The sequence below is a fragment of the Pseudomonas sp. HD6515 genome (assembly GCF_024971855.1).
Lineage (GTDB): Bacteria > Pseudomonadota > Gammaproteobacteria > Pseudomonadales > Pseudomonadaceae > Aquipseudomonas > Aquipseudomonas alloputida.
Window position 1 is genome coordinate 3,687,261 of record NZ_CP079827.1, and the last position, 21,526, is coordinate 3,708,786.

Genomic DNA, 21,526 nt, shown 5'->3' on the forward strand with positions numbered 1-21,526 from the left:
AGACGTCGCCCGCAGTTCGCGCGTGGCTGGCTACCCGGCGCAGCTCCAACGCCATCGGACGTACCACACCCAGTCCATTCAGTAGGTTGCCCTCCCGCCGCTGAGGTCAAACACAAAGCCAGTGGTAAAGCTGCACTCAGGCCCGGCGATCCAGCTGACCATATTGGCAATCTCCTCGGCCTTGAGGAAGCGCCCCATGGGGATCTTGGCCTTGCTCGCGGCAATATGCTCGGCCGTCATCTCGGCCATCAGCGGCGTCTCGACCATCGCCGGTGCCACGCAGTTGAGCAGCACGCCATCCTGCGCCAGCTCCTTGGCTGCCGCCTTGGTGAAAGCGATGACCCCGGCCTTGGCTGCCGAATAGCCCGAGATGTACTGCACACCCTCCTTGCCGGCCATGGAGGCGATATTGACGATGCGCCCGTAGCCGCGCTCACGCATGTGCGCGATGGCGGTGCGGCAGCAATAGAACACACCGTTCAGGTCGATGGCGATGACGTTGTCCCAGGCGTCTGGCGGGTACTCCCAAGACGCCACCACCGGGCCGTTGATGCGGCATTGTTGACCAAGATCTGCACCTGCCCCAAACGCGCCAGCGTCTGGGCAAAAGCCGCCTCCACCGAGGCCAGCGACGACACATCCACTGCCTGGCGCAGCACCGGCTCGAAGCCGTTTTCCGTACTGTTCCAGCCATCGACGGCAAGGTCCCAGATCACCACCTGGGCGCCGGCGACATGCAAGCGGCGGGCAATCGCCAGGCCGATGCCACGCATGCCACCGGTGACGATAGCGGTTTGGCCTTGCAGGTACTGGCTCATTGTTCAGCTCCATTTTCGACAGAAGGAATATCCGGCAAGCGACGCAGGTCACATGCCTTTTGGGGCGCTAGCCGAGACGATCCTCCAGGCCATGGAGGATGCCGCCCGGGACGGGTGTTCTGTTCAGTGTTCATCAGGATTGCGCGCTTGTTGTTGGAAGGGCACACAACGGAGGGGCTAGGCAAACCCGAACAATCGCCGAGGGGTGTCCCACATCACTGTGCGGCGCAGCCGGGCATCCGGCATCAGGCGCTCGGCCAACTTCAGCAGCGGGCCGTAGTCCACCCGCGCGGGCTGGCGAATGAACGGCCAGTCCGAACCCCACACACAGGCTTGGGCGCCAAAGGCTTCGAGCAGGGCCTGCACGTATGCACTGCTCTGTTCGAACAAGGCATCCGCTGCGGCAAACTTCTGCATGCCTGACAGCTTCACGCAGGCGCGGCCGCTGTCGGCCAGCCGCAGCAACGCCTGGAAGCCGGCTTGCTGCACACCGGCAGCGACATCCGGGCGGCCGCAATGGTCAATCAACAGACGAGCCTGCGAGCCTTGCAGCAGGCCGTGCAGGTCCAGCAACTGGTCGTCACACACCTGCAGCTGGGCGAACATGCCAAGCTCGGCGAGCTTGCCGAACAGCCCGTCAACGCCCTTGAGGCTGGCTACCCCGTAAAGCGCGGGGTTGAAGGCGATACCCACCACGCCTTGCGCCTGTAACGCCGCCAGCGCGTCGAGGTTGATGTCCGCCTTGACCACCGCCACCCCCTTGAACCGCCCCTGCCCGCTGGCCAAGGCATGCAGCAGGCAGCGGTTGTCGGTGTGGTAGCCGCTATTGGGGCCCACCAGCAAGGCATGTTGCACGCCGTAAGCGTCCATCACTCGGGTGAACTGCGCCTGGGTGGCGACCTCTTGGCCGGAGGGCGCATAGGGTGCATCGGGGTGATAGGGGAAACGGGCAGGGTCAAACAAATGGTTATGGCAATCGATCTTCGCTTCGTCAAATATGTTCACGCAGCACTCCCGTCAAGCGCCACTGCGCTTGTCTGCAGATCTTGTTATTGTGCGCCGCAAGGGCGGTTAGGCTGGGGTTCACGATACTGTGTGGCCGGCTTTGACGCTCATACCCAGATGGCGAAAACCATAACCGAAGGTAATACACATGCTGCTTGGCAACGAAGGCGCGGACGCAAGCCCTATGGTGTTCAAGCTGCGGCACATGGAAGTGTTCAGGGCGGTGATGCTGACGGGCTCGATCAGCGCGGCGGCCAAATTGCTGTATGTGTCGCAGCCGGCGGTGAGCAAGCTGATCCAGTACATCGAAGCGCGCCTGGCCTACCCGCTGTTCGAGCGCGTCAACAACCGCCTGGTGCCGACGGCCGAAGCGCAGGTGCTGTTTCGCGAGGTCGAGCGGGTGTACCAGGCAGCGTTGCAGGTCAACGAATGTGCCCTGGCGCTGGGCGCTGGCGGCCAGCGCAAGTTGCGTATCTCGTGCAGTGCATCGTTGTCCACGGTGGTGATCCCGATGGCCCTGGCCCAGCTCAAGCGTGAATCACCGTCACTGAATATCGAGTGGCAAACCTCGTTGATGGGCGAAATGCCCAACCAGATCTTGTCGAAGAAGGTCGACCTGTCGATCGCCGCCCTGCCGGTGGTGCACGACCACCTGCATTCGCAAGCGTTCATGCGTGGACGCATGGTAGTGGTGATGCCGCCGGGTCACCCTTTGGCCGGTCAGCCCGCGCTGACCCTGCAGCAGCTGGAGGGCCATGCGTTGCTGCTGTTCCGGCCCGACATGCCGTTTGGCGAACTGTTGGCCGAACACATCGGGCGCCGCGGGCTACAGCTGAAATCACTGTTGTCGTTCACCAATGCCAACGAGGCTGTGGCGTTGGTCAAGCAAGGCATGGGCATCAGCGTGATCGACGAGTTCGTTGCACAGGACAGCGGGCTGGCGGTGGTGCCGTTGGCCGATGAGATTCACTTCGATATCAGCTTCGTCTATTCGCGCTTCGAGCCGCCCTCGCATGCAGCGCTGCAGTTGATGCGGGTATTGCAGGGGCAGGCGCAGAAGTTGGGCCGGGCGCTTGCGCCGGGCTGATCAGCTACGCAACTGCCCCCCTGTGGGAAGGGTTTCAGCCGCGAACGCTGCCGAAGCCGGTGCCATGCACCGAGTCGCCAGATTCGCGGGCACGTCCGCTCCCGCTGGGTATACAAGGGTTCGGTTTAAAAGCCGACCGTGGCCGAGAGCAGATAGGTCCGCGGGGTGGACAGGGTCAACCCCGGCTCACTGTCATCCGACGCCCCTGCCGAGCTCCAGTAGCGATCATCGAGCACATTCTCGACACTGGCCCGCAAGGTAACCTCGGTGGCGTCCACCTTGAAGGCATAACGTGCACCCACGTCATAACGCTCCCAGCCGTCGATGCGTTTGCTGTTGTTCTGGTCCAGGTACTGCGAGCTGGAGTGAATGCCGCGCGCTGTGAAGGTCAGCCCGCTCACCCCTGGCACGTCCCATTCAGCCCCCAGATTGACGTTGTATTCGGGCGTGGCCGGCGCACGGTTGCCATCGTAGGCACCGCCGACGGTGTCGGTCAGCTCGCTGTCGATATACATCACCCCACCCAACACCCGCACGCCCTGCACCGGCTCACCGAACACACTCAGCTCGATGCCGCGGTTGTCACGCTTGCCATTGGGGCCGAACACCCGCGAGGCGGGGTTGGTCTCGTAGGCCGGCTGGCGAATGCGGAAGGCGCTGGCAGTAAAGGCCACCTGGCCGAGGTCGTACTTGGCCCCCACCTCGATCTGGCGGCTGGTGAACGGCGGGAAGATCTGGTCTTCGTTGATCGAGGTCGAGGGGGCGATCTTGCCTTGGCTCAGGCCCTCCATGTAGTTGGCATACAACGAGAGCTGGTCGGTGACCTTGAGCAATACGCCCCCAGAAGGCGAGACTTTTTCTTCGTCATAGCCCGTATCGCCTTTGACGCCGTCGCTCCAGTCATCCACCTGCACCCGTTGCCAGCGCGCACCCAGGGTCAACAGCAGGCGGTCGTCAAAAAAGCCAAGGGTGTCGGCCAGGGCCACGCCGGAGAAGCGGTTTTCCGTGTAGACCTCGGGGTCGAGGCGGGTTGGCGTACCGGGTGTCCGTGCGGCCACCGGGTTGTAGAGGTTACTCGGCGCCGAGGCATAGCGCGCCCCGCCGTTGGTGAAGTCCATGTAGTAATAGGTGGCGGCCAGGTTCAGCGCGTGGCTCACCGGCCCGGTATGGAACCAGTGACGTAAACCGGCCATGGCGGTGCGCACCGACTCGTCCCGGGTAAAGTCACGCGGCTGCACGGTGAAGTCGCCGGCATCGTTGGTGATCGACACATTATGGCGCAGGAAGTCGTGGTTGCTCTTGCGCGCACCGACCGCACCATAGGCCAGCAGCGATTCGCTGATATCGTACTCGGCGTTCAGCGCACCGAAGGTGTCGTTGGTACGCGCCTTGCTCCAGGCCTGGGCGTAGTTGTGGCGTACGTCATTGGCATTGGGCACCTTGGCATTGGCACCGACCAGCACACGCTCCTGCGGGGCGTCGGTATCGCGCTCGGTGTGGCCAAGGTCTGCCGAGAGACGCAGGCGCTCGCCTCGAAAATCCAGGCCTAGCACCGCCATTTCGCGGTCGACGCGCTGGTGGTCCCATTCGGTATCACCGGCCTGCTTCACCCCATTGAAGCGCACGCCGAACTGCTGGCCTTCACCAAAGCGACGGCCGATGTCCACGGCGCCGCCAGCCTGGCCGGCCGAGGCGTAGCTGCCGGTGAATTCGGTGATCGGCTTGTCAGCGGCTCGCTTGGGCTGCACATTGATACCGCCGCCCACGCTGCCACGCGGCGATATGCCATTGATCAACTGGCTGGGGCCTTTGATGATGTCGACCCGGTCGGCCATTTCCATGTCGATCGAATACGTCGGCAAGATGCCATAAAGACCGTTGTAGGCCACATCACTGTTGAACAAGCTGAAGCCGCGAATGGTGAACTGCTCGAAACGCCCGCCCGCCGGGTTGGTAGCACGCACTGAAGGGTCACTGGCAATCAGCTCGCCCAAGGTGCGCGCCTGTTGGTTCTTGACCAGGTCGCTGGTGTAGCTGGTGATGCTGAACGGGGTTTCCATGAAGTCGCGCGAACCGAGCAAGCCTTGTGCCCCTTGGCGTGCCACTTGGCCACCGGCATACGGCTGCGCTTCGTTGCCTGCGGCCAGGCCGCCGACGATGCGGGTGGGGGCGATTTCAAGCGCGCCACTGGCCTGGGGGGCTGGCATCAGGGTGAAGGCCCCCTCACCCACTGGTAGCGCCTGCAGGCCGCTACTGCGCAGCAACTGGTTGAAGCCTTCATCGACACTGTAACGACCGGACAAGCCGTTACTTTGCCGGCCCTCTACCAATGCCGGGTCCAGCGAAAGGCTGACACCGGCCTGGTCGGCGAAATGGGTCAAAGCGGCACCCAGGCTGGCTGGCGCCACCTGGAACGTACGCCGGGCCGGCTCATCGGCCCAGGCGGGTGCACACAACAGCAGGCTCATCGCGAACAATGGATGTGCTGCGCGCGCCAGTGGGCGCAGGCGGCAAGTTTTTACTGCAGGCATTGAACAAGGCTCCCCTTTTATTTTCTCCTACCGGTAATGACCGGCGAGTGAAAAAAAGGGGACAGCCTCATGCTCGATTTTCTCGTGCGGTCAGGCTCACCCAATAACGCGTGCGGGTCTGCACTTGCAACGGCAGGCTGGCGGCGAGCAGGGCCAACACCCGGTCGGTGTCGTCAAGGCGGAACGTGCCGGTAACACGAAAGCGCTCCAGTTCTGGTGCCCAGCGCAGTACGCCGGGGCGATACCTGCGCAGTTCGTGCAGCAACTCGCCCAGCGGGCGGTCGTCCAGCCGAAGCGCACCTTCGCGCCAGCCCAGTTGCCATGCGTCGAACGCTTTGACAGGGCCAACGCCGGCCGCCTGCAAACTGGCCTGTTGGCCGGCCTGTAGCATCACGGCTGGACCCCGCAACGGCTGCAGGCTGACCGCCCCCTTGATCGCCGACACCCGGCAGGCCTCATCAAGCAGGCGCAGGCACGCCTCGCCCTCACTGAGCACCACCCGGCCGTAAGGCACCTGCAAGGTGAGGCTCAGGTTAGCGGGCACGCTGACGGCCACTTCACCGCGCAGCAGTGCCACGCGGCCTGCACCCCGCTCGATATCGACCGCACTGTCGGTGTTCAACTGCAACAAGGTGCCGTCGCTCAGCAGTGCCTGCCTGCGCTCTCCTACTGCGGTGCGCATGTCGGCGGTCCAGGCATCCAGCGGCAGCTCACGGCTCACCAGCCAGGCCATCGGCAACAACACCGACACACCCAGGGCTTGTTTGAGCAGTGCCCGACGACCGGCATCCGGGCGATCCAGGGCGGCCATCGCCAATGCGCCGGGCAACCCGGCAAACCGCGCTCGCAGCAGCGATGCCTTTTGCCAGGCGTCTTCGTGCAGGTGACTGCTGGCGCGCCATTGCGCCAGACGCTGCAGGTCAGATTCGCTTGCGTCGCCAGAATCCAGTAATGCCAGCCAACGGGCTGCAGCACGCAGCGCCTCGCGGGTTTCTGGGGGGTGGGGGCTCATTGCAACTCGGCCAACAGGCAATGTTCGTAAGCCTGCGCCATGTAGCGTTTCACCGAGCGCTGGCAGACGCCCAGGCGCTGGCCAATCTCGGCGTAGCCCAAGCCTTCCAGCTGGCTCCAGAGAAAGGCCTTGCGTATCGGCGGCTTGAGGCCGTCGAGCAATTCATCCAGTGCTTGCAGGGTTTCGAGCAGTACCCAGCGCTGTTCTGGCGACGGCACGTGTTGCTCGGGTAACTGCGCCAAGGCATCAAGGTAGGCCTGCTCCAGGCTACGGCGCTGGTGGAAGTTGCTGAGCAAACGCTTGCCCACAGGTAGGCACGCGGTTCGCGTATGTCTGCCAGCGGCTGGGCGCTGGCCAGGATGCGCAGAAAAGTATCCTGACTGAGGTCGGCGGCATCCCAGGCATTGCCCATACGCCGGCGCAGCCAGGTTTCAAGCCAGCCGCGATGCTCCCGGTACAGGGCAGGCAGGCCAGGCTCCGGTGGCGGCGCGGCGTCGATCATGAGGAGGGTCCTGCGGCGGAGTAAATAAGATTAATTCTAATTTACATCACACCGCAGAACCAAGCGGTTTGTTACCCGTCAGGCAATTGCTTCATCGACCAGCACTTGTGCTTCCTGCACCAGACGCTGCAAATGCGCCTCGTCGATGAAGCTTTCGGCGTAAATCTTGTAGATGTCTTCAGTACCCGACGGGCGCGCGGCGAACCAGCCATTGGCCGTCATCACCTTAAGCCCGCCAATCGCCTGGCCATTGCCTGGGGCGTGGCTGAGGATCTGCACGATCGGCTCACCGGCCAGTTCGGTCGACTTCACCTGCTCCGGCGCCAGCTTGCTCAGCAACGCCTTCTGCCGCGCATCGGCCTTGGCCTCGACACGGGTGGCGAACGGCTTGCCCAGCGCGTCGGTCAGGTCGGCATAAGCCTGGCTCGGGTTACGCCCGGTACGGGCGGTCATTTCGGCGGCCAGCAAGGCCGGGATCAACCCGTCCTTGTCGGTGGCCCACACCGAGCCATCGCGGCGCAGGAACGAAGCCCCTGCACTTTCTTCGCCACCAAAACCGAGCGAACCGTCGAACAGGCCCTGGGCGAAGAATTTGAAGCCCACCGGCACCTCATACAGATCGCGGCCCAGGCGTTGGGTAACGCGGTCGATCAGGCCGCTGGAGACCACGGTCTTGCCCACGGCGGCGTCGGTGCGCCACTGCGGACGGTGGCGGAACAGGTAGTCGATGGCCACGGCGAGGTAGTTGTTGGGTTGCAGCAGGCCGTCAGGGGTGACGATGCCGTGGCGGTCGTGGTCCGGGTCGCAGGCGAAGGCCACGTCAAAGCGCTCGCGCAGGCCTATCAGGCCCTGCATGGCATACGGTGAGGAAGGGTCCATGCGGATCTGGCCGTCCCAGTCGACGGTCATGAAGCGGAAGGTCGGGTCGACCTCGGTGTTCACCACTTCCAGGTCCAGCTGGTAGTGCTTGGCAATGGCCGACCAGTAGCGTACCCCTGCCCCGCCCAGCGGGTCGACGCCCAGGCGCAACCCGGCGCCACGGATGACATCGAAATCGATGACGTTTTCCAGGTCGGCCACATAGTTGCTGACGTAATCGTGGCGGTGGGTGGTCGGCGCCTGCAGCGCCTGGGCATGGTCCATGCGCTTGACGCCCGCCAGGTTAGCCGCCAGCAGCTCGTTGGCCTTGCCCTCGATCCACTTGGTCACGTCGCTGTCGGCCGGGCCGCCGTTGGGCGGGTTGTACTTGAAGCCACCGCTTTGCGGCGGGTTGTGCGACGGGGTGATGACAATACCGTCAGCCAGGCCCTGCGTACGGCCACGGTTGTGGCAGAGGATGGCGTGGGAAACCGCCGGCGTCGGCGTGTATTCGTCATCCTTGGACAGCATCACCTGCACGCCGTTGGCGGCCAGCACTTCCAGGGCGCTGGCGGTCGCCGGCGCTGACAGGGCGTGGGTATCGGCGCCGATGAACAGCGGGCCATCGATGCCTTTTTCCTGGCGGTACAGGCAAATCGCCTGGCTAATGGCCAGGACGTGATACTCGTTGAAACTCAATTCAAGCGAACTGCCCCGGTGCCCCGAGGTGCCGAAGGCCACGCGCTGGGCCGCCACGGCAGCGTCTGGGCGGCCCGTGTAATAGGCGGTAAGCAGCCGGGGAATATCGACCAGCACGCTGGCCGGAGCCGGCTTGCCTGCCAAAGGACTGAGCGTCATGCAAAAACCTCGAGTTCAACGGATGTTGGTGTTGGAACGTGCAGTGTACTGAGAGTTGCAATGCCGTGCGATGGGGGACTCAAAGAAACCCCAGGCCCTGCAGGGTATTGCGCCTCCCACCCAACCCTATGACGGTCTAGAGTACAAGCCATACCCCTTGTGAATGAGGCCCCATGGCTTTCCATCGCCTGACCCGCACACACCCCCGCCTGAGCCTCGCCGCTGCAGTCGGCCTCGCTGGCGCCTGGCTGATCCCCGCCGGTGATACCGTGCAGCACATCCTCGCTGGCTGGAACCTGGGGGTGTGGCTGTACCTGCTGCTGGTGCTCTACCTGAGCTGGACAGCCAGCCCGGAAAAGGTCCGCAAGGTCGCCGGCGTCGAAGACGAGAACGCCGGCCTGGTCCTGCTGACCGTGTGCATCGCCGCCATCGCCAGCCTTGCCGCGGTCACCCTGCAACTGGTCTCCAGCCGCGGCCTGCAAGGCACGGCCCTGGCCGTGCACTATCTCTACACCGGCCTGACCGTCGCCGGTTCCTGGCTGCTGATCGGCTGCATATTCACCCTGCACTACGCCCGCCTGTTCTACACCGGGCAAAACCACGAACCCCCACTGCGCTTCGCTGATGGCGAGCGCAACCCGGATTACTGGGACTTCCACTACTTCTCGTTCACCATCAGCGTGGCGGTGCAAACCTCGGACGTGGGCGTCGCCGGGCGTGGGTTGCGGCGGGTGGTGCTGGCGCATTCGTTGGTGGGCTTCGTGTTCAATACGGCGATTCTGGGGTTCACTATCAACATCGCTGCCGGGTTGCTGGGTTAAGCAAGCCGCTCGTCTGAAAAACCTGCGCGTCGAACGTCAGCGAACGCCACGAAACCCGATGGTTACCTGACACCTTGCGGTCGGGAAAACGTTTGCCCATGCAGCCAGCCCACACACTGCACCCATGACAAGGGTGTGACCGCTGTCATGCATTCGCACATTTGTCGTACTTGCAACCGATAATCGCGCGTAGCAGGTGCTATCTTTAGTTTCCCGGCGGCCGCATCGATGTGGCCACCCGCTCATCACGTCCAGGTACGGACAAGGAGGCTGGCATGAACAAGATGACGTTCCCCAACGCCTGCCAGGTGATGCGCTGGCATTTCCATCCGTTGGGTTTCGAGGCCAGCATGGATGCGCCACGCAGCATGGTTGCGCGGCTGTTCGACCGCGCCAGCGGTGAAACCCTGCTGGCGATTGCGGGCATCCCCTGTGCAGCAATCATGGCCGCCGCCGATGTAGAGCGCATCATCGAGGCCGTCGAGGCGGAAATGGATGCCTTCATTCCCGCCATTACCTTGCGCGATGCAGTCTAGGCTCTGTTTTCAACGCAGCCTCACCGAGTATCAAGGCTCTTCATACAGCGCCTAGCCCGCAGCAGTGAGTTCCGGGCCCATGGCCTGCAACTTGCTCATGAACTGCTCGGCCGGCACGGGCTGGCCCAGCAGGTAGCCCTGCAACGAATCACACCCCAGACGGGTCAGGAAGTCCTGCTGCTTGTCGGTTTCAACCCCCTCGGCAACGATACGCAGGCCTAACGCCTGGCCCAGTGCGACAATTGCCGAAACAATCGCCGCATCGTCACTGTCCTGCTCCAGGTCACGTACGAAACCGCGGTCGATTTTCAGCTCGTTGGCTGGCAGGCGCTTGAGGTACATCAGGCTGGAATAGCCCGTACCAAAGTCATCAATGGACAAGTCCACGCCCATGTCGGACAGGCGCTGCAGCACGGTCAGGCTGGCATCGGCATCGTGCATGGCGGTGGTTTCGGTAATTTCCAGTGTCAGGCAGTTGGCTGGCAAGCCGTTCTGCTGCAGGGCGCGGGCCACGCTGTCGACCAGGCCGGCATGGCAGAACTGGATGGCCGACAGGTTCACCGCCATGCGCCAGCCATGGTGCCCCTGGTCTAGCCACTGACGCATCTGACGGCAGGCCTCAGTGAGTACCCACTCACCAATGGGGATGATCAGGCCGGTCTTTTCTGCCAGGCCGATGAAGCGGTCAGGCAGCAGCAGGCCCTGCTGCGGGTGCTCCCAGCGCAGCAATGCTTCGGCACCGATCGGCTGGCAGGCCTGGGCGTCGAACTTGGGCTGATAATGCAAGCGGAACTGGCGCTGCTCAAGCGCCAGGCGCAAGTCCTGCAGCAGCTGCAACTGCTGGCGCGCGTTGCTGTTCATCGACACATCGAAGAAGCTGTAACCGTTCTTGCCGGCGCTCTTGGCATGGTACATGGCAGCGTCGGCGTTACGCAGCAACTCATGCTGGTCCTGGCCATTGCCCGGGTACAGAACGATACCCAGGCTCGCCGACAGTTGCAGGTCGTGCTCGGCCACGCGGAAAGGCCGGGACACCAGGTTGACCTGCTTGACCGCCACGTCCATGGCATCGTTCGGCTCCTGCAGTTCCACCAGCAGCACGAATTCGTCGCCGCCAATCCGTGCCAGCGTGTCCTGGCTGTGCAGGTGGCCGCGCAGGCGGGCCGCCACCGCTTTGAGCAGAAGGTCACCGATATGATGGCCAAAGGCATCGTTGACGGGTTTGAAGCCGTCCAGATCAATGAACATCAGGGCAAAACAACCGCCCTGCTCCGCCACTTTGGCAATGGCCTGTTCGATGCGGTCCGCCAGCAGGGTACGGTTGGGCAGATCGGTGAGGGTGTCGTGCAAGGCCAGTTGGGTCAGTTCCTGGTTGGCCAAGGTCAGCGAACGGGCCAACTCGGCAGTACGCGCCTCGAGACGCGCGTCCAGCACCGAAGTCAGCAAAGCCACTGCCAGTACTGCCAGCGTGGTGATCAGCACCAGGTAAACCAGGCTGTCCCCCTGCAACCCGCCCCCCAGCGCGCCGCAGAAGCTGCCCTCGGGGAAGTTTGCCGCTGCCATGCCGGTGTAATGCATGCCCACGATGGCAACGCCCATGACCACCGCCGCCAGGCCGCGGATCTGCCGTATATAGGGTGTGTGTGTGCGCAGGCGGAAGGCAATCCACAATGCCGCCGCCGAGGCGCCTACGGCAATCAGCAGCGAAGCGCCGAACAACGTCGGGTCGTAATCGATGCCTGGCAGCATGCGCAGCGCGGCCATGCCGGTGTAGTGCATGCAGGCGATACCGGCGCCCATGATCAGCGCACCGAACCCCAACTGCAGCGCTGGCAGGCTCGGCTGACTGACCAGCCACAAGGCAAAGCCCGAGGACAGCACAGCGATCAGCAGCGAGAACGCGGTCAGGGCCAGGTCGTACCCCAAGTCGATGGGCAAGCTGAAGGCAAGCATGCCAATGAAGTGCATCGACCACACGCCGATGCCCATGGCCAACGCACCGCCGCCCATCCACAGGCAGGCGGCGCGGCCCTTGGCCGTGGCGATGCGGCCGGTCAGGTCAAGGGCGGTATAGGATGCCAGTATCGCCACGCACAGCGAAATCAACACCAGCGAAGAGGAGTAGCTACCGGTCAGCATTGAGAGTTCCAGCGCCGGGACAGGGGGCCCGACAAAAGCTGACGATTGTACTCAAGCTTAAGCGAAACGCACGGGGTTTTTGCGAATGGGAATGGATCCAATAACCGCAGCCTACCCCTCTGCGTTCGGTCAATTCTGCTCGGCAAACGCCTGTTCTGCATCCCAGCCGCCGCCCAACGCAGCCACCAGTTGCACGCTGGCCACCAGGCGCCCTTGCAGCAGGTTCAGCACACTGCGCTCGTTGCTCAGCGCCGTGGTTTGCACGTTGACCACATCCAGATAGCCGATCAGCCCGGCACGGTAATGGTTTTCGGTCAGGCGCAACGACTCCCGGGCGGCGTCAAGCGCCTCTTGGCGCACCACGGCTTCATCGCCATACACCTTCAGTTGAACCAGCAGGTTTTCCACTTCCTTGAAGCCGTCCAGCACGGTCTGGCGGTACTGCGCCACCGTCTGGTCATACACGGCCACCGTGCGGTCGACCTCGGCGCTGCGTTTGCCGGCGTCGAACAGGGTCAGCGCCAACTGCGGGCCTACCGACCAGTAGCGGTTGGGCAGCTCGATCCAGTTGCTGAAGCTGCTGCTGGAATAACCACCACTCATGCTCAGGCTGAGGTCCGGGAAGTAGGCTGCCCGCGACACCCCGATGTTGGCGTTGGCCGCCATCACGTTGCGTTCGGCTGCAGCGATGTCCGGGCGCCGCTCCAGCAGTTGCGAAGGCAGCGAAACCGGTATTTGCGGCAACGCGGGAATCGTTTTGCTGTCGGCCAGGGCGAAGTCGGCCGGAGCCTTGCCCAGCAGCACGGCGATGGCATTTTCGAATTGCGCACGCTGCCAGATCAGGTCAATCAGGTCAGCCTGGGTGCTTTTGAGCTGCGTGCGGGCCTGGGCCACGGCATCCGGGCCGGCGACACCGGCGCGGTACTGGTTTTCGTTCATTCGCAGCGAGCGCTCATAAGCCGCCACGGTGGCTTCCAGCAAGCGCTTCTGCTCATCGATCACCCGCAATTGCAGGTAGTTCTGCACCAGCTCCGACTGTTGGCTCAAGCGGATCGACGCAAGGTCGGCGAAACTCGCTTCGGCACTGGCCTCGTTGGCATTCAGAGTTTCGCGCAGCTTGCCCCACAGGTCGATCTCCCAGCTCACGCCCAACTGCGCGTTGTAGGTGTTGCGAATGCCGCTGCTGTTATTGGACAGGCTGGAACTGGAGCTGCCGGTGCCCTGCGCCGAACGGTTCTTGCTGGCGCTCAGGTCCAGGCTGGGGAACAGCGCCGCACGGCTGCTGCGCACCAGCGCCTGGGCCTGGCGGTACTGGGCTTCTGATTGCGCCACGGTCTGGTTGCTGCGGTTAAGCTCTTCGACCAGCGCGTTGAGCCCGGCATCACCGTAGATTTCCCACCAGGCGCCACGGGCGATGGCGTCGGACGGCGAGGCCTGGGTCCAACCTTCGGCGTGCTTGAACTGCGCCGCCGTGCTGTTCAGCTCGGGGCGGTGGTAGTCCGGGCTCAGGGTACAGGCACTGAGCAAGGCCACGCACAACCCGGCACCAAGCAGGCGCGAGCCACGGCCACGGGTCAGTGCCTGCAGGGCACGGTGAAGTGGGGTCTGGGCAAAAGTCATAGCGGGGTTTCCAGGGCGGCGTCGGTGCGCACGCCGCGCCAACGGTTGAAACGGTGGCGCAGGCGGTCCAGGTACAGGTAAACCACCGGCGTCGTATAAAGGGTGAGGATCTGGCTGAACACCAGGCCACCGATGATGGTCAGGCCCAGCGGCTGACGCATTTCTGCGCCTTCAGCCTGGCTCAGCAGCAACGGCAATGCGCCAAGGATCGCTGCCAGGGTGGTCATCAGGATCGGCCGCAGGCGCAGCAGGCAGGCCCGGCGAATCGACTCTTCCGGCGAAAAGCCCTGATGGCGCTCCAGCTGCAAGGCCAGGTCGATCATCAGGATGGCATTCTTTTTCACCACCCCGATCAACAGGAACAGCCCCAGCAACGAGATCAGGCTGAACTCGCCACCGGTGACGTACAGCGCCAGCAAGGCACCGACGCCCGCCGAAGGCAGTGTCGAGAGAATGGTCAGCGGGTGAATGTAGCTTTCATACAGAATACCCAGCACCAGGTACACCAGCAGCAGTGCGCCAAGGATCATGAATGGCTGGCCCTGCTGGGTCTGGGCAAAGGCATCGGCAGTGCCGCCGAGCTTGGCAATCACCTCCTCGGGCAGGCCCAGTTTGGCCACCGCGCGCTCCAGTGCCGCCATGGCCTGGTCGGGGCTGTAGCCCTCGGCGACGTCGAAGGCGATGTCTTCCGAAGCGAACTGGCCTTCGTGGCTGACCCGGTCGTTGGCCAGGCTGTTCTCGTAGTGGGCGATGGTCGACAGCGGCACCCGGGCGCCGTCGGCGGTGATCACCTGCACTTGCTCCAGCGTGCTCGGGTCCCAGGCGTATTTGGGGTTGATCTCGAGCACCACCTGGTACTGGTTGAGGCTGTCGTAGATGGTGGAGATCTGCCGCTGGCTGTAGGCGTTGTTCAGTACTGCGGTGACCATGTCCATGTCGATGCCCAGGCGCTTGGCCTGGTCACGGTCGACCACCAGCGTCACCTGTTGGGTACCGGCACCATCGCGGGCGTCAATGGCGGTCAGCTCAGGCAGTGCACGCAGCGCCGCGACCACCTTGGGGAACCATTCGCGCAACGCCGCCAGGTCGCCACTTTGCAGGGTATACAGGTACTGAGAGGAGGTCTGGTCACGCCCACCGCCCCCCAGTTGCAGGTCCTGGTCGGCCATCAGGAACAGGCGCCCGCCGGGCACTTTGGGCAGCTCCTTGCGCAGGCGTTCGATCACCTTCTGCGCATCGATCTTGCGCTCGCTGATCGGTTTCAGGCGCACCAGCACCATGGCGTTGTTGGTACCGCTGTTGCCACCGATGAAACCGGCAACGCTCTGTACTGCCGGGTCGGCCAGCAAGGCGCGGCGGTAGATTTCCATCTTCGGCTGCATCACCGTGAACGACAGGCCGTCGTCACCCCGGATGAAGCCCATCAACTGGCCGGTATCCTGCTGGGGTATCAGCGTCTTGGGCACCACCACGTACAGGGCGATGTTGATGCCGATGGTGGCCAACAGGCTGAGCAGGGTCAGGCGCTTGTGGCGCAGGGCCCAGCCCAGGCTGCGGTCATAGGCAGCAACCATGCGCTGATGCAGCTTGTCGCTCCAGCGCTGCAGGCGTGTCTGCTGGGCCTGGTGCGGCTTGAGCCAGCGGGCGCAGAGCATCGGTGTAAGGGTGAGCGACACCACCAGCGAGACGATGATCGCCGCCGCCAGGGTGATGGAAAACTCCTGGAACAGGTTGCGCACGATGCCGCCCATGAACAGGATGGAGACGAACACCGCCACCAGCGACACGTTCATCGACAGCAAGGTGAAGCCCACCTCCTTGGCGCCCAGGAAGGCCGCCTTCATCGGTGGCTGGCCGTTCTCGATGTGCCTGGAGATGTTTTCCAGCACCACGATGGCATCGTCCACCACCAGCCCGGTGGCAAGGATCAGCGCCATCAGCGACAGGTTGTTGAGCGAGAAACCGCACACGTACATGACTGCGAACGTCCCCACCAGCGATACCGGCACCGCCAGGCTGGGGATCAGCGAGGCGCGCAGGCTGCCGAGGAACAGGTAGACCACCAGGATCACCAGCACCACGGCGATCAGCAGGGTGTGCTCGGCCTCTTTGAGGGTAGCCTTGATCACGGGCGAGCGGTCCATGGCCACGTTCAGTTGCACGCTGGCGGGCAGCAATGACTGCAATGCCGGTAGCTGCGCCTTGATCTGGTCGACCGTTTCGATGATGTTGGCGCCGCTCTGGCGGTTGACCACCAGCAACACCGCTGCCTGGTCGTTGAAGAAGCCGCTGTTGTAACGGTTTTCAACGCCGTCGGTGACCGTCGCCACGTCAGACAGGCGCAGAATGGTGCCGTTCTGCTGGCGAATCACCACCGGCTCGTAATCCTTGGCACTTTCCAGCTGGTCGTTGGCCCGCACCTGCCAGTTGCGCTCGGTGTCCTCGACAAAGCCCATGGGCCGGCGCTGGTTGGCGTTGGACACGGCGGTGCGCACTTCGTCCAGCGACAGGTTGTACTGGTTGAGCAGTTGCGGCTCGACGGCAATGCGCACGGCAGGCAGCGAACTGCCGCCGATCTGCACCTCCCCTACCCCCGATACCTGAGCCAGGCTCTGTGAAAGGATGGTGTCGGCCAGGTCATACAGCTGGCCCTTCTGCAACACATCCGAGGTCAGCGACAGCACCATGATCGGCGCCTGCGACGGGTTGATCTTCTTGTAGGTGGGCATGCTACGCATGCCACTGGGCAGCAGGTTGCGGGTAGCGTTGATCGCCGCTTGCACCTCACGGGCTGCGCCATCGATGTCACGGCCCATCTCGAAGCCGATGATTACCCGTGTCGACCCCTGGTTGGAGCTGCTGGTGAGCGTGGTGACGCCGGCAATGCTGCCCAGCTTGCGTTCCAGCGGTGTGGCCACGGTGGACGCCATGACCTCGGGGCTGGCACCAGAGAGGTTCGCCGACACCACGATCACCGGGAAGTCCATTTGCGGCAGTGGCGCCACCGGTAGCAAGCCAAAGCTGACCCCACCCAGCAGCATGATTGCCAGGCTCAACAGCATGGTCGCCACCGGGCGACGGATGAAAGGCCCAGACAGGTTCATGCCTGGGCCTGCTTCACGTCAGTGGCCGGGCGCAGGCGGCGGGCCAGGCGATCGAAGTACAGGTAGATGACCGGGGTGGTGAACAGCGTCAGCACCTGGCTGACCAGCAACCCGCCGACCATCACCAGGCCCAGTGGCTGGCGCAGTTCGGCACCGGAACCGGTGGCAAGCATCAGCGGCACCGCACCAAACAGCGCGGCCAGGGTGGTCATCAGGATCGGCCGGAAGCGCAGCAGCGCCGCCTGGTAGATGGCATCACGCGGGCTCATGCCCTGGTGGCGCTCGGCCTCCAGGGCGAAGTCGATCATCATGATCGCGTTCTTCTTGACGATACCGATCAGCAGGATGATGCCGATGATAGCGATCATGCCCAGGTCGTTACCGCTGATGAGCAAAGCCAGCAAGGCACCGACCGCCGCCGACGGCAGGGTCGAGAGGATGGTGATCGGGTGGATGTAGCTTTCGTACAGCACCCCCAGCACGATGTACATGGTCACCACCGCCGCCAGAATCAGCAGCAAGGTGCTCGACAACGATGCCTGGAAGGCCTCGGCCGCACCCTGGAAGCGGGTTTGCACACCCAGCGGCATGCCGATGTCCTGCTGCACCTGCTCGATCACCTGCACGGCTTCGCCCAGCGACGCGCCGTGAGCCAGGTTGAACGACAAGGTCACTGCCGGGAACTGGCCGATGTGAGAAATAGCCAGCTGGGCTTGACGCTGCTCGATCCGCGCCAGCGCCGAAAGGCGCACCTGGCCGCCATCGGTGGCCTTGACGTGGATCGACTCCAGCGCCTGCGGGCCGATCGTGGCGGCGTCCTTGGACTGCAACACCACGCGGTACTGGCTGGCCTGAGTGTAGATGGTCGAGATCTGCCGCTGGCCGAAGGCGTCGTACAGGGCATTGGTGATCTGCGACACGCTGATCCCCAGGCGGCTGGCCATGTCACGGTCGATGACCAGGTACACCTGCAAGCCCTTGTCCTGCAGGTCGCTGGCCACATCGGCCAGTTCCGGGCGCTGCTGCAGCGCCTGCACCAGCTTGCCACTCCACTGCGCCAGCAGGTCGGCGTCCGGCGACGACAGGCTGAACTGATACTGGGTCCGGCTGACCCGGTCCTCGATGCTCAGGTCTTGCACCGGCTGCATGAACAGGCGGATGCCCACCAGCCGGTCGACCTGCGGCTGCAGGCGGCTGATCACTTCGCTGGCGCTGACATCGCGCTCGCCGTGGGGCTTGAGGTTGATCAGCAGGCGACCACTGTTGAGCGTGGCGTTGTCGCCGTCTACGCCAATGTAGGACGACAGGCTTTGCACGGCCGGGTCTTGCAGGATGACCTTGCTCAGGGCCTGCTGACGTTCGCTCATGGCGGCGAACGAGGTGGACTGCGGCGCTTCGGAAATACCCTGGATCACCCCCGTGTCCTGCACCGGGAAGAAGCCCTTGGGCACGACCATGTACAGAAACACCGTGAGCACCAGGCTGGCCACCGCCACCAGCAAGGTCAGCGGCTGATGCTTGAGCACCCACTGCAGGGCACTGCCGTAGTGCTTGATCAGCCAGTCGATCCAGGCGCCACTGGCACGGTAGAAGCGGCCTTGTTCTTCTTCCTTGGGCTCGCGCTTGAGCAGACGCGCGCACATCATCGGTGTCAGGGTCAGGGACACCACCAGGGAAATCAGAATGGCGACTGCCAGCGTGATGGCGAACTCGCGGAACAGGCGACCGACCACGTCCGCCATGAACAGCAACGGGATCAGGACCGCAATCAGCGAGAAGGTCAGCGAAATCAGGGTGAAGCCAATCTGTCGGGCGCCCTTGAGCGCCGCCTGCATGGGCGTCTCGCCCTCTTCGATATGCCGGGAGATGTTCTCCAGCATGACGATGGCATCATCGACCACAAAGCCGGTGGCGATGGTCAGGGCCATGAGTGTCAGGTTGTTGACCGAGAACCCGGCCAGGTACATGACCCCGAACGTCCCGATCAGCGACAGTGGCACGGCAATCGACGGAATGAGGGTGGCGCTGAAGCGGCGCAAGAAGACGAAGGTGACCATCACCACCAGAACGATGGCGATCAGCAGTTCGTGCTGCACGTCCTTGACCGCGGCACGAATGGTCTGGGTGCGGTCGGTCAGCACCGAGACATCGAGGCCGGCCGGCAGGTTGTCGGTGATCGACGGCAGCAGGCCCTTGATGCGGTCGACCACTTCGATCACGTTGGCGCCCGGCTGACGCTGGATGTTCAGCAGCACAGCATGGTTCTCGTTCGCCCAGGCGGCCAGCCGCTCGTTCTCGGCGCCGTCGACGATTTCGGCCACATCTTTCAGGCGCAGCGGCGCACCGTTGTTGTAGGCCAGGATCAGGTTGGCGTATTCCTCGGGAGAACGCAGCTGGTCGTTGGCATCGAGCATCGACACCCGGGTCGGGCCGTCGAAGTTGCCTTTGGGCTGGTTGACGTTGGAGGCACCGATCAGCGTGCGCACGTCATCCAGATTCAAGCCATTGGCCGCCAGGGCGTCGACGTTGACCTTGATGCGTACCGCCTGGCGCTGGCCACCGGCAATGCTGACCATGCCCACGCCGCTGATTTGCGCCAGCTTTTGCGCCACGCGGGTATCGACCAGGTCGTTGAGCTTGGGCAGCGGCATGGTCTTGCTGGAGATGGCCAGGGTCAGCACCGGGGTGTCGGCCGGGTTGACCTTGTTGTACACCGGCGGTGCCGGCAGGTCACTGGGCAGCAGGTTGCTGGCGGCGTTGATCGCGGCCTGCACCTGTTGCTCGGCAACGTCCATGTTCATGTCGAGGTTGAAACGCAAGGTCAGCACCGACGCGCCGCCAGAACTGGTCGAGGCCATCTGTTCCAGGCCCGGCATCTGGCCGAACTGGCGCTCCAGTGGCGCGGAGACAGCGCTGGTCATCACCTGCGGGCTGGCGCCGGGGTACAGGGTCATGACGCGAATGGTCGGGTAATCCACCTGCGGCAAGGCGGAAACCGGCAGCAACTTGTAGGCGATCAGGCCAGCCAGCACGATGGCCAGCATGCTCAGCGTGGTGGCGACCGGGCGCAGGATGAACAGGCGCGAGAGGTTCATGCGCCCGCCTTGCCTGCTGCGTTGCCAGGTTGTGCTTCATCTGTTTGCGCCGCGCCCTTGGTTTCCTGCCCTTGCAGGTGCTGGCCCGGGGTGGTCGGCACTTGCGAGCTGTCTTCGACCACTTCCACCTGGGTGCCTTCGCGCAGGCGGTCGGTGCCTTCCAGCACCAGGCGGTCGCCGGCCTTCAAGCCGTCGAGAATGACGCTGTTCTCGCCATCGCTGGCGCCCACCTTGAGCTTGCGGACATTGACGGTGCTCTTCTCGTTGACCACATAGGCAAAGGTGCCATCGTTGCCAAACTGGATGGCCGCGGCCGGGGCCATGACCACCTGTTTGAGGGTGTCGGCCAGCAAGCGCACGTTGACGAACTGGTTGGGGAACAGGGCCAGGTCCTTGTTCTCGAAACGGCCTTTGAACTTCAGCGTGCCGGTGGTGGTGTCGATCTGGTTGTCGATGCTGCCCAGCACACCGGTGGACTGCAGCTTGCTGTCACCGCGGTCCCAGGCCTCGACCGGCAGGCTGGCGCCACTGCGGTAGCGCTCCAGCACAGTGCTCAGTTCGGTTTCCGGCAGGGTGAAGGCGACGTTGATCGGCTCGGTTTGGGTGATGACTACCAGCGCGGTGGTGTCGTTGGCGGCCACCAGGTTGCCCAGATCGAGCTGGCGCAGGCCCACACGGCCACTGATCGGCGCACGGATCTGGGTGAAATCGAGGTTCAGGCGGGCGTCGTTGACCTGTGCCTGATTGGTCTTGACCAGCCCCTGGAACTGCGCAACCTGGGCTTGGGCAGTGTCCAGGGTTTGCTTGGCGATGCTGTCTTCGGCGTACAGGCCTTTATAGCGGGCCAGGTCGACCTGAGCATTCTTCAACTGCGCCTGGTTCTGCGCCAAGGTGCCTTCGGCCTGCTGCAGGGCGATGCGATAAGGGCGCGGGTCGATTTCGGCCAGCAGGTCGCCAGCCTTGACGCGCTGGCCTTCCTTGAAGTGGATGTTCACCAGTTCGCCAGCCACGCGGCTGCGCACATTGACCGTATTGGTCGCGGTGACCGTGCCCAAGGCTTTGTAGTAGAGGGGGAAGTCGCCTGTCCGCACCGGCACGACACGTACGGGTACCGGGTCACTGGAGCCGCCAAAACCTGGGCGGCCGCCGATCATGCCCATGCCCTTGCCACCGCGCATGCCACTGGCTTCTTTATGCGCAGGCGTCGCTGCGGGCCACAGCCACCAGGCCAGTGCAGCCACCAGCAGCAGGATCAGCAGGCCGACGAGCCAGCGACGAAGGGAACGGGAATTGGACGCTTGCATGGGTTGAACGAACCTTGTTCGGAATGACGACTTGGGGAGGATGAACGATAAGCACTGCCATCGTTTTAGCAAAGGGCCTTTACCAGAGGTTTACCTTTGCCTGACGTTGCCAAGCGGCGGAATTTTAAATGAAAACGGCCCGGAACGTGTTCCGGGCCGTTACAGGGTGTTGCTTGGAGCGGTGGCGGGCCTGAAGGTTCGGTTGCCTGGTCTGGCCCCTTCGCGGGTGAACCCGC

At 63.6% G+C, this 21,526-nt stretch carries 12 protein-coding genes and 2 pseudogenes; 3 read left to right on the plus strand and 11 right to left on the minus strand.

Features of this window, described 5'->3' with window-relative positions; genetic code table 11:
- Nucleotides 1–78: 78 nt before the first annotated feature.
- Nucleotides 79–818: pseudogene (locus KW568_RS17020) on the minus strand (SDR family NAD(P)-dependent oxidoreductase).
- A gap of 177 nt (nt 819–995) precedes the next feature.
- On the minus strand, nt 996–1,823 hold the full coding sequence (locus tag KW568_RS17025; RefSeq protein ID WP_004575290.1) for an amidohydrolase: 828 nt from the start codon (nt 1,821–1,823) through the stop codon (nt 996–998).
- A 148-nt stretch (nt 1,824–1,971) separates the two neighbouring features.
- Here KW568_RS17025 and KW568_RS17030 point away from each other — a divergent pair, with 148 nt between their 5' ends.
- The gene (locus KW568_RS17030) at nt 1,972–2,910 is read left to right on the plus strand and encodes a LysR family transcriptional regulator (protein ID WP_004575289.1); all 939 of its coding nucleotides are present in this window, start codon (nt 1,972–1,974) and stop codon (nt 2,908–2,910) included.
- Between the two features lie 125 nt (nt 2,911–3,035).
- Here the strand turns inward: KW568_RS17030 and KW568_RS17035 are convergent, their stop codons facing one another.
- The 4 genes and pseudogenes from KW568_RS17035 to pgm all read right to left on the minus strand — a co-directional run bounded on the left by KW568_RS17035 (nt 3,036) and on the right by pgm (nt 8,671).
- Entirely contained in the window at nt 3,036–5,441 is a 2,406-nt protein-coding gene (locus tag KW568_RS17035) for a TonB-dependent receptor (protein ID WP_004575288.1), read from the minus strand.
- Nucleotides 5,442–5,508: 67 nt separating this feature from the next.
- Nucleotides 5,509–6,453, minus strand: a complete 945-nt coding sequence (locus KW568_RS17040) for a FecR domain-containing protein (RefSeq protein WP_004575287.1) — start codon at nt 6,451–6,453, stop codon at nt 5,509–5,511.
- Nucleotides 6,450–6,955, minus strand: a pseudogene (locus KW568_RS17045) (sigma-70 family RNA polymerase sigma factor). The gene KW568_RS17040 and the pseudogene KW568_RS17045 overlap by 4 nt, the downstream one beginning before the upstream one ends.
- 78 nt (nt 6,956–7,033) lie before the next feature.
- On the minus strand, nt 7,034–8,671 hold the full coding sequence (gene pgm / locus KW568_RS17050) for a phosphoglucomutase (alpha-D-glucose-1,6-bisphosphate-dependent) (protein ID WP_003247749.1): 1,638 nt from the start codon (nt 8,669–8,671) through the stop codon (nt 7,034–7,036).
- 173 nt (nt 8,672–8,844) lie between these two features.
- Between pgm and KW568_RS17055 the strand changes: the two genes are divergently transcribed.
- Both KW568_RS17055 and KW568_RS17060 read left to right on the plus strand, forming a co-directional pair.
- A complete protein-coding gene (locus KW568_RS17055) occupies nt 8,845–9,492 on the plus strand; it encodes a DUF1345 domain-containing protein (protein WP_003247748.1) in 648 nt (215 codons plus the stop codon).
- 275 nt (nt 9,493–9,767) lie between these two features.
- Nucleotides 9,768–10,028, plus strand: a complete 261-nt coding sequence (locus KW568_RS17060) for a DUF1652 domain-containing protein (protein ID WP_004575286.1) — start codon at nt 9,768–9,770, stop codon at nt 10,026–10,028.
- A gap of 51 nt (nt 10,029–10,079) precedes the next feature.
- Here the strand turns inward: KW568_RS17060 and KW568_RS17065 are convergent, their stop codons facing one another.
- From KW568_RS17065 to KW568_RS17085, 5 genes are all read right to left on the minus strand, one after another.
- Nucleotides 10,080–12,167, minus strand: a complete 2,088-nt coding sequence (locus KW568_RS17065) for a bifunctional diguanylate cyclase/phosphodiesterase (RefSeq protein ID WP_003247744.1) — start codon at nt 12,165–12,167, stop codon at nt 10,080–10,082.
- Between the two features lie 129 nt (nt 12,168–12,296).
- Nucleotides 12,297–13,787, minus strand: a complete 1,491-nt coding sequence (locus tag KW568_RS17070; protein ID WP_004575285.1) for an efflux transporter outer membrane subunit — start codon at nt 13,785–13,787, stop codon at nt 12,297–12,299.
- Nucleotides 13,784–16,891: an efflux RND transporter permease subunit gene (locus tag KW568_RS17075; RefSeq protein WP_003247741.1), complete on the minus strand. Its 3,108-nt coding sequence runs from the start codon at nt 16,889–16,891 to the stop codon at nt 13,784–13,786. Before KW568_RS17075 ends, KW568_RS17070 begins: the two co-directional genes overlap by 4 nt.
- Nucleotides 16,888–19,986, minus strand: a complete 3,099-nt coding sequence (locus KW568_RS17080; RefSeq protein ID WP_004575284.1) for an MdtB/MuxB family multidrug efflux RND transporter permease subunit — start codon at nt 19,984–19,986, stop codon at nt 16,888–16,890. The genes KW568_RS17075 and KW568_RS17080 overlap by 4 nt, the downstream gene beginning before the upstream one ends.
- Nucleotides 19,983–21,290 (minus strand): MdtA/MuxA family multidrug efflux RND transporter periplasmic adaptor subunit, encoded by a 1,308-nt coding sequence (locus KW568_RS17085; protein ID WP_004575283.1) that lies wholly within the window; start codon nt 21,288–21,290, stop codon nt 19,983–19,985. Before KW568_RS17085 ends, KW568_RS17080 begins: the two co-directional genes overlap by 4 nt.
- Between the last annotated feature and the right edge of the window lie 236 nt (nt 21,291–21,526).

Bases quoted from the DNA above. Each gene is read 5' to 3' on its own strand.
- KW568_RS17030 (WP_004575289.1), top strand. From the start codon at position 1,972: ATGCTGCTTGGCAACGAAGGCGCGGACGCAAGCCCTATGGTGTTCAAG.
- KW568_RS17035 (WP_004575288.1), bottom strand. From the start codon at position 5,441: ATGCCTGCAGTAAAAACTTGCCGCCTGCGCCCACTGGCGCGCGCAGCA.
- KW568_RS17040 (WP_004575287.1), bottom strand. From the start codon at position 6,453: ATGAGCCCCCACCCCCCAGAAACCCGCGAGGCGCTGCGTGCTGCAGCC.
- pgm (WP_003247749.1), bottom strand. From the start codon at position 8,671: ATGACGCTCAGTCCTTTGGCAGGCAAGCCGGCTCCGGCCAGCGTGCTG.
- KW568_RS17055 (WP_003247748.1), top strand. From the start codon at position 8,845: ATGGCTTTCCATCGCCTGACCCGCACACACCCCCGCCTGAGCCTCGCC.
- KW568_RS17060 (WP_004575286.1), top strand. From the start codon at position 9,768: ATGAACAAGATGACGTTCCCCAACGCCTGCCAGGTGATGCGCTGGCAT.
- KW568_RS17065 (WP_003247744.1), bottom strand. From the start codon at position 12,167: ATGCTGACCGGTAGCTACTCCTCTTCGCTGGTGTTGATTTCGCTGTGC.
- KW568_RS17070 (WP_004575285.1), bottom strand. From the start codon at position 13,787: ATGACTTTTGCCCAGACCCCACTTCACCGTGCCCTGCAGGCACTGACC.
- KW568_RS17075 (WP_003247741.1), bottom strand. From the start codon at position 16,891: ATGAACCTGTCTGGGCCTTTCATCCGTCGCCCGGTGGCGACCATGCTG.
- KW568_RS17080 (WP_004575284.1), bottom strand. From the start codon at position 19,986: ATGAACCTCTCGCGCCTGTTCATCCTGCGCCCGGTCGCCACCACGCTG.
- KW568_RS17085 (WP_004575283.1), bottom strand. From the start codon at position 21,290: ATGCAAGCGTCCAATTCCCGTTCCCTTCGTCGCTGGCTCGTCGGCCTG.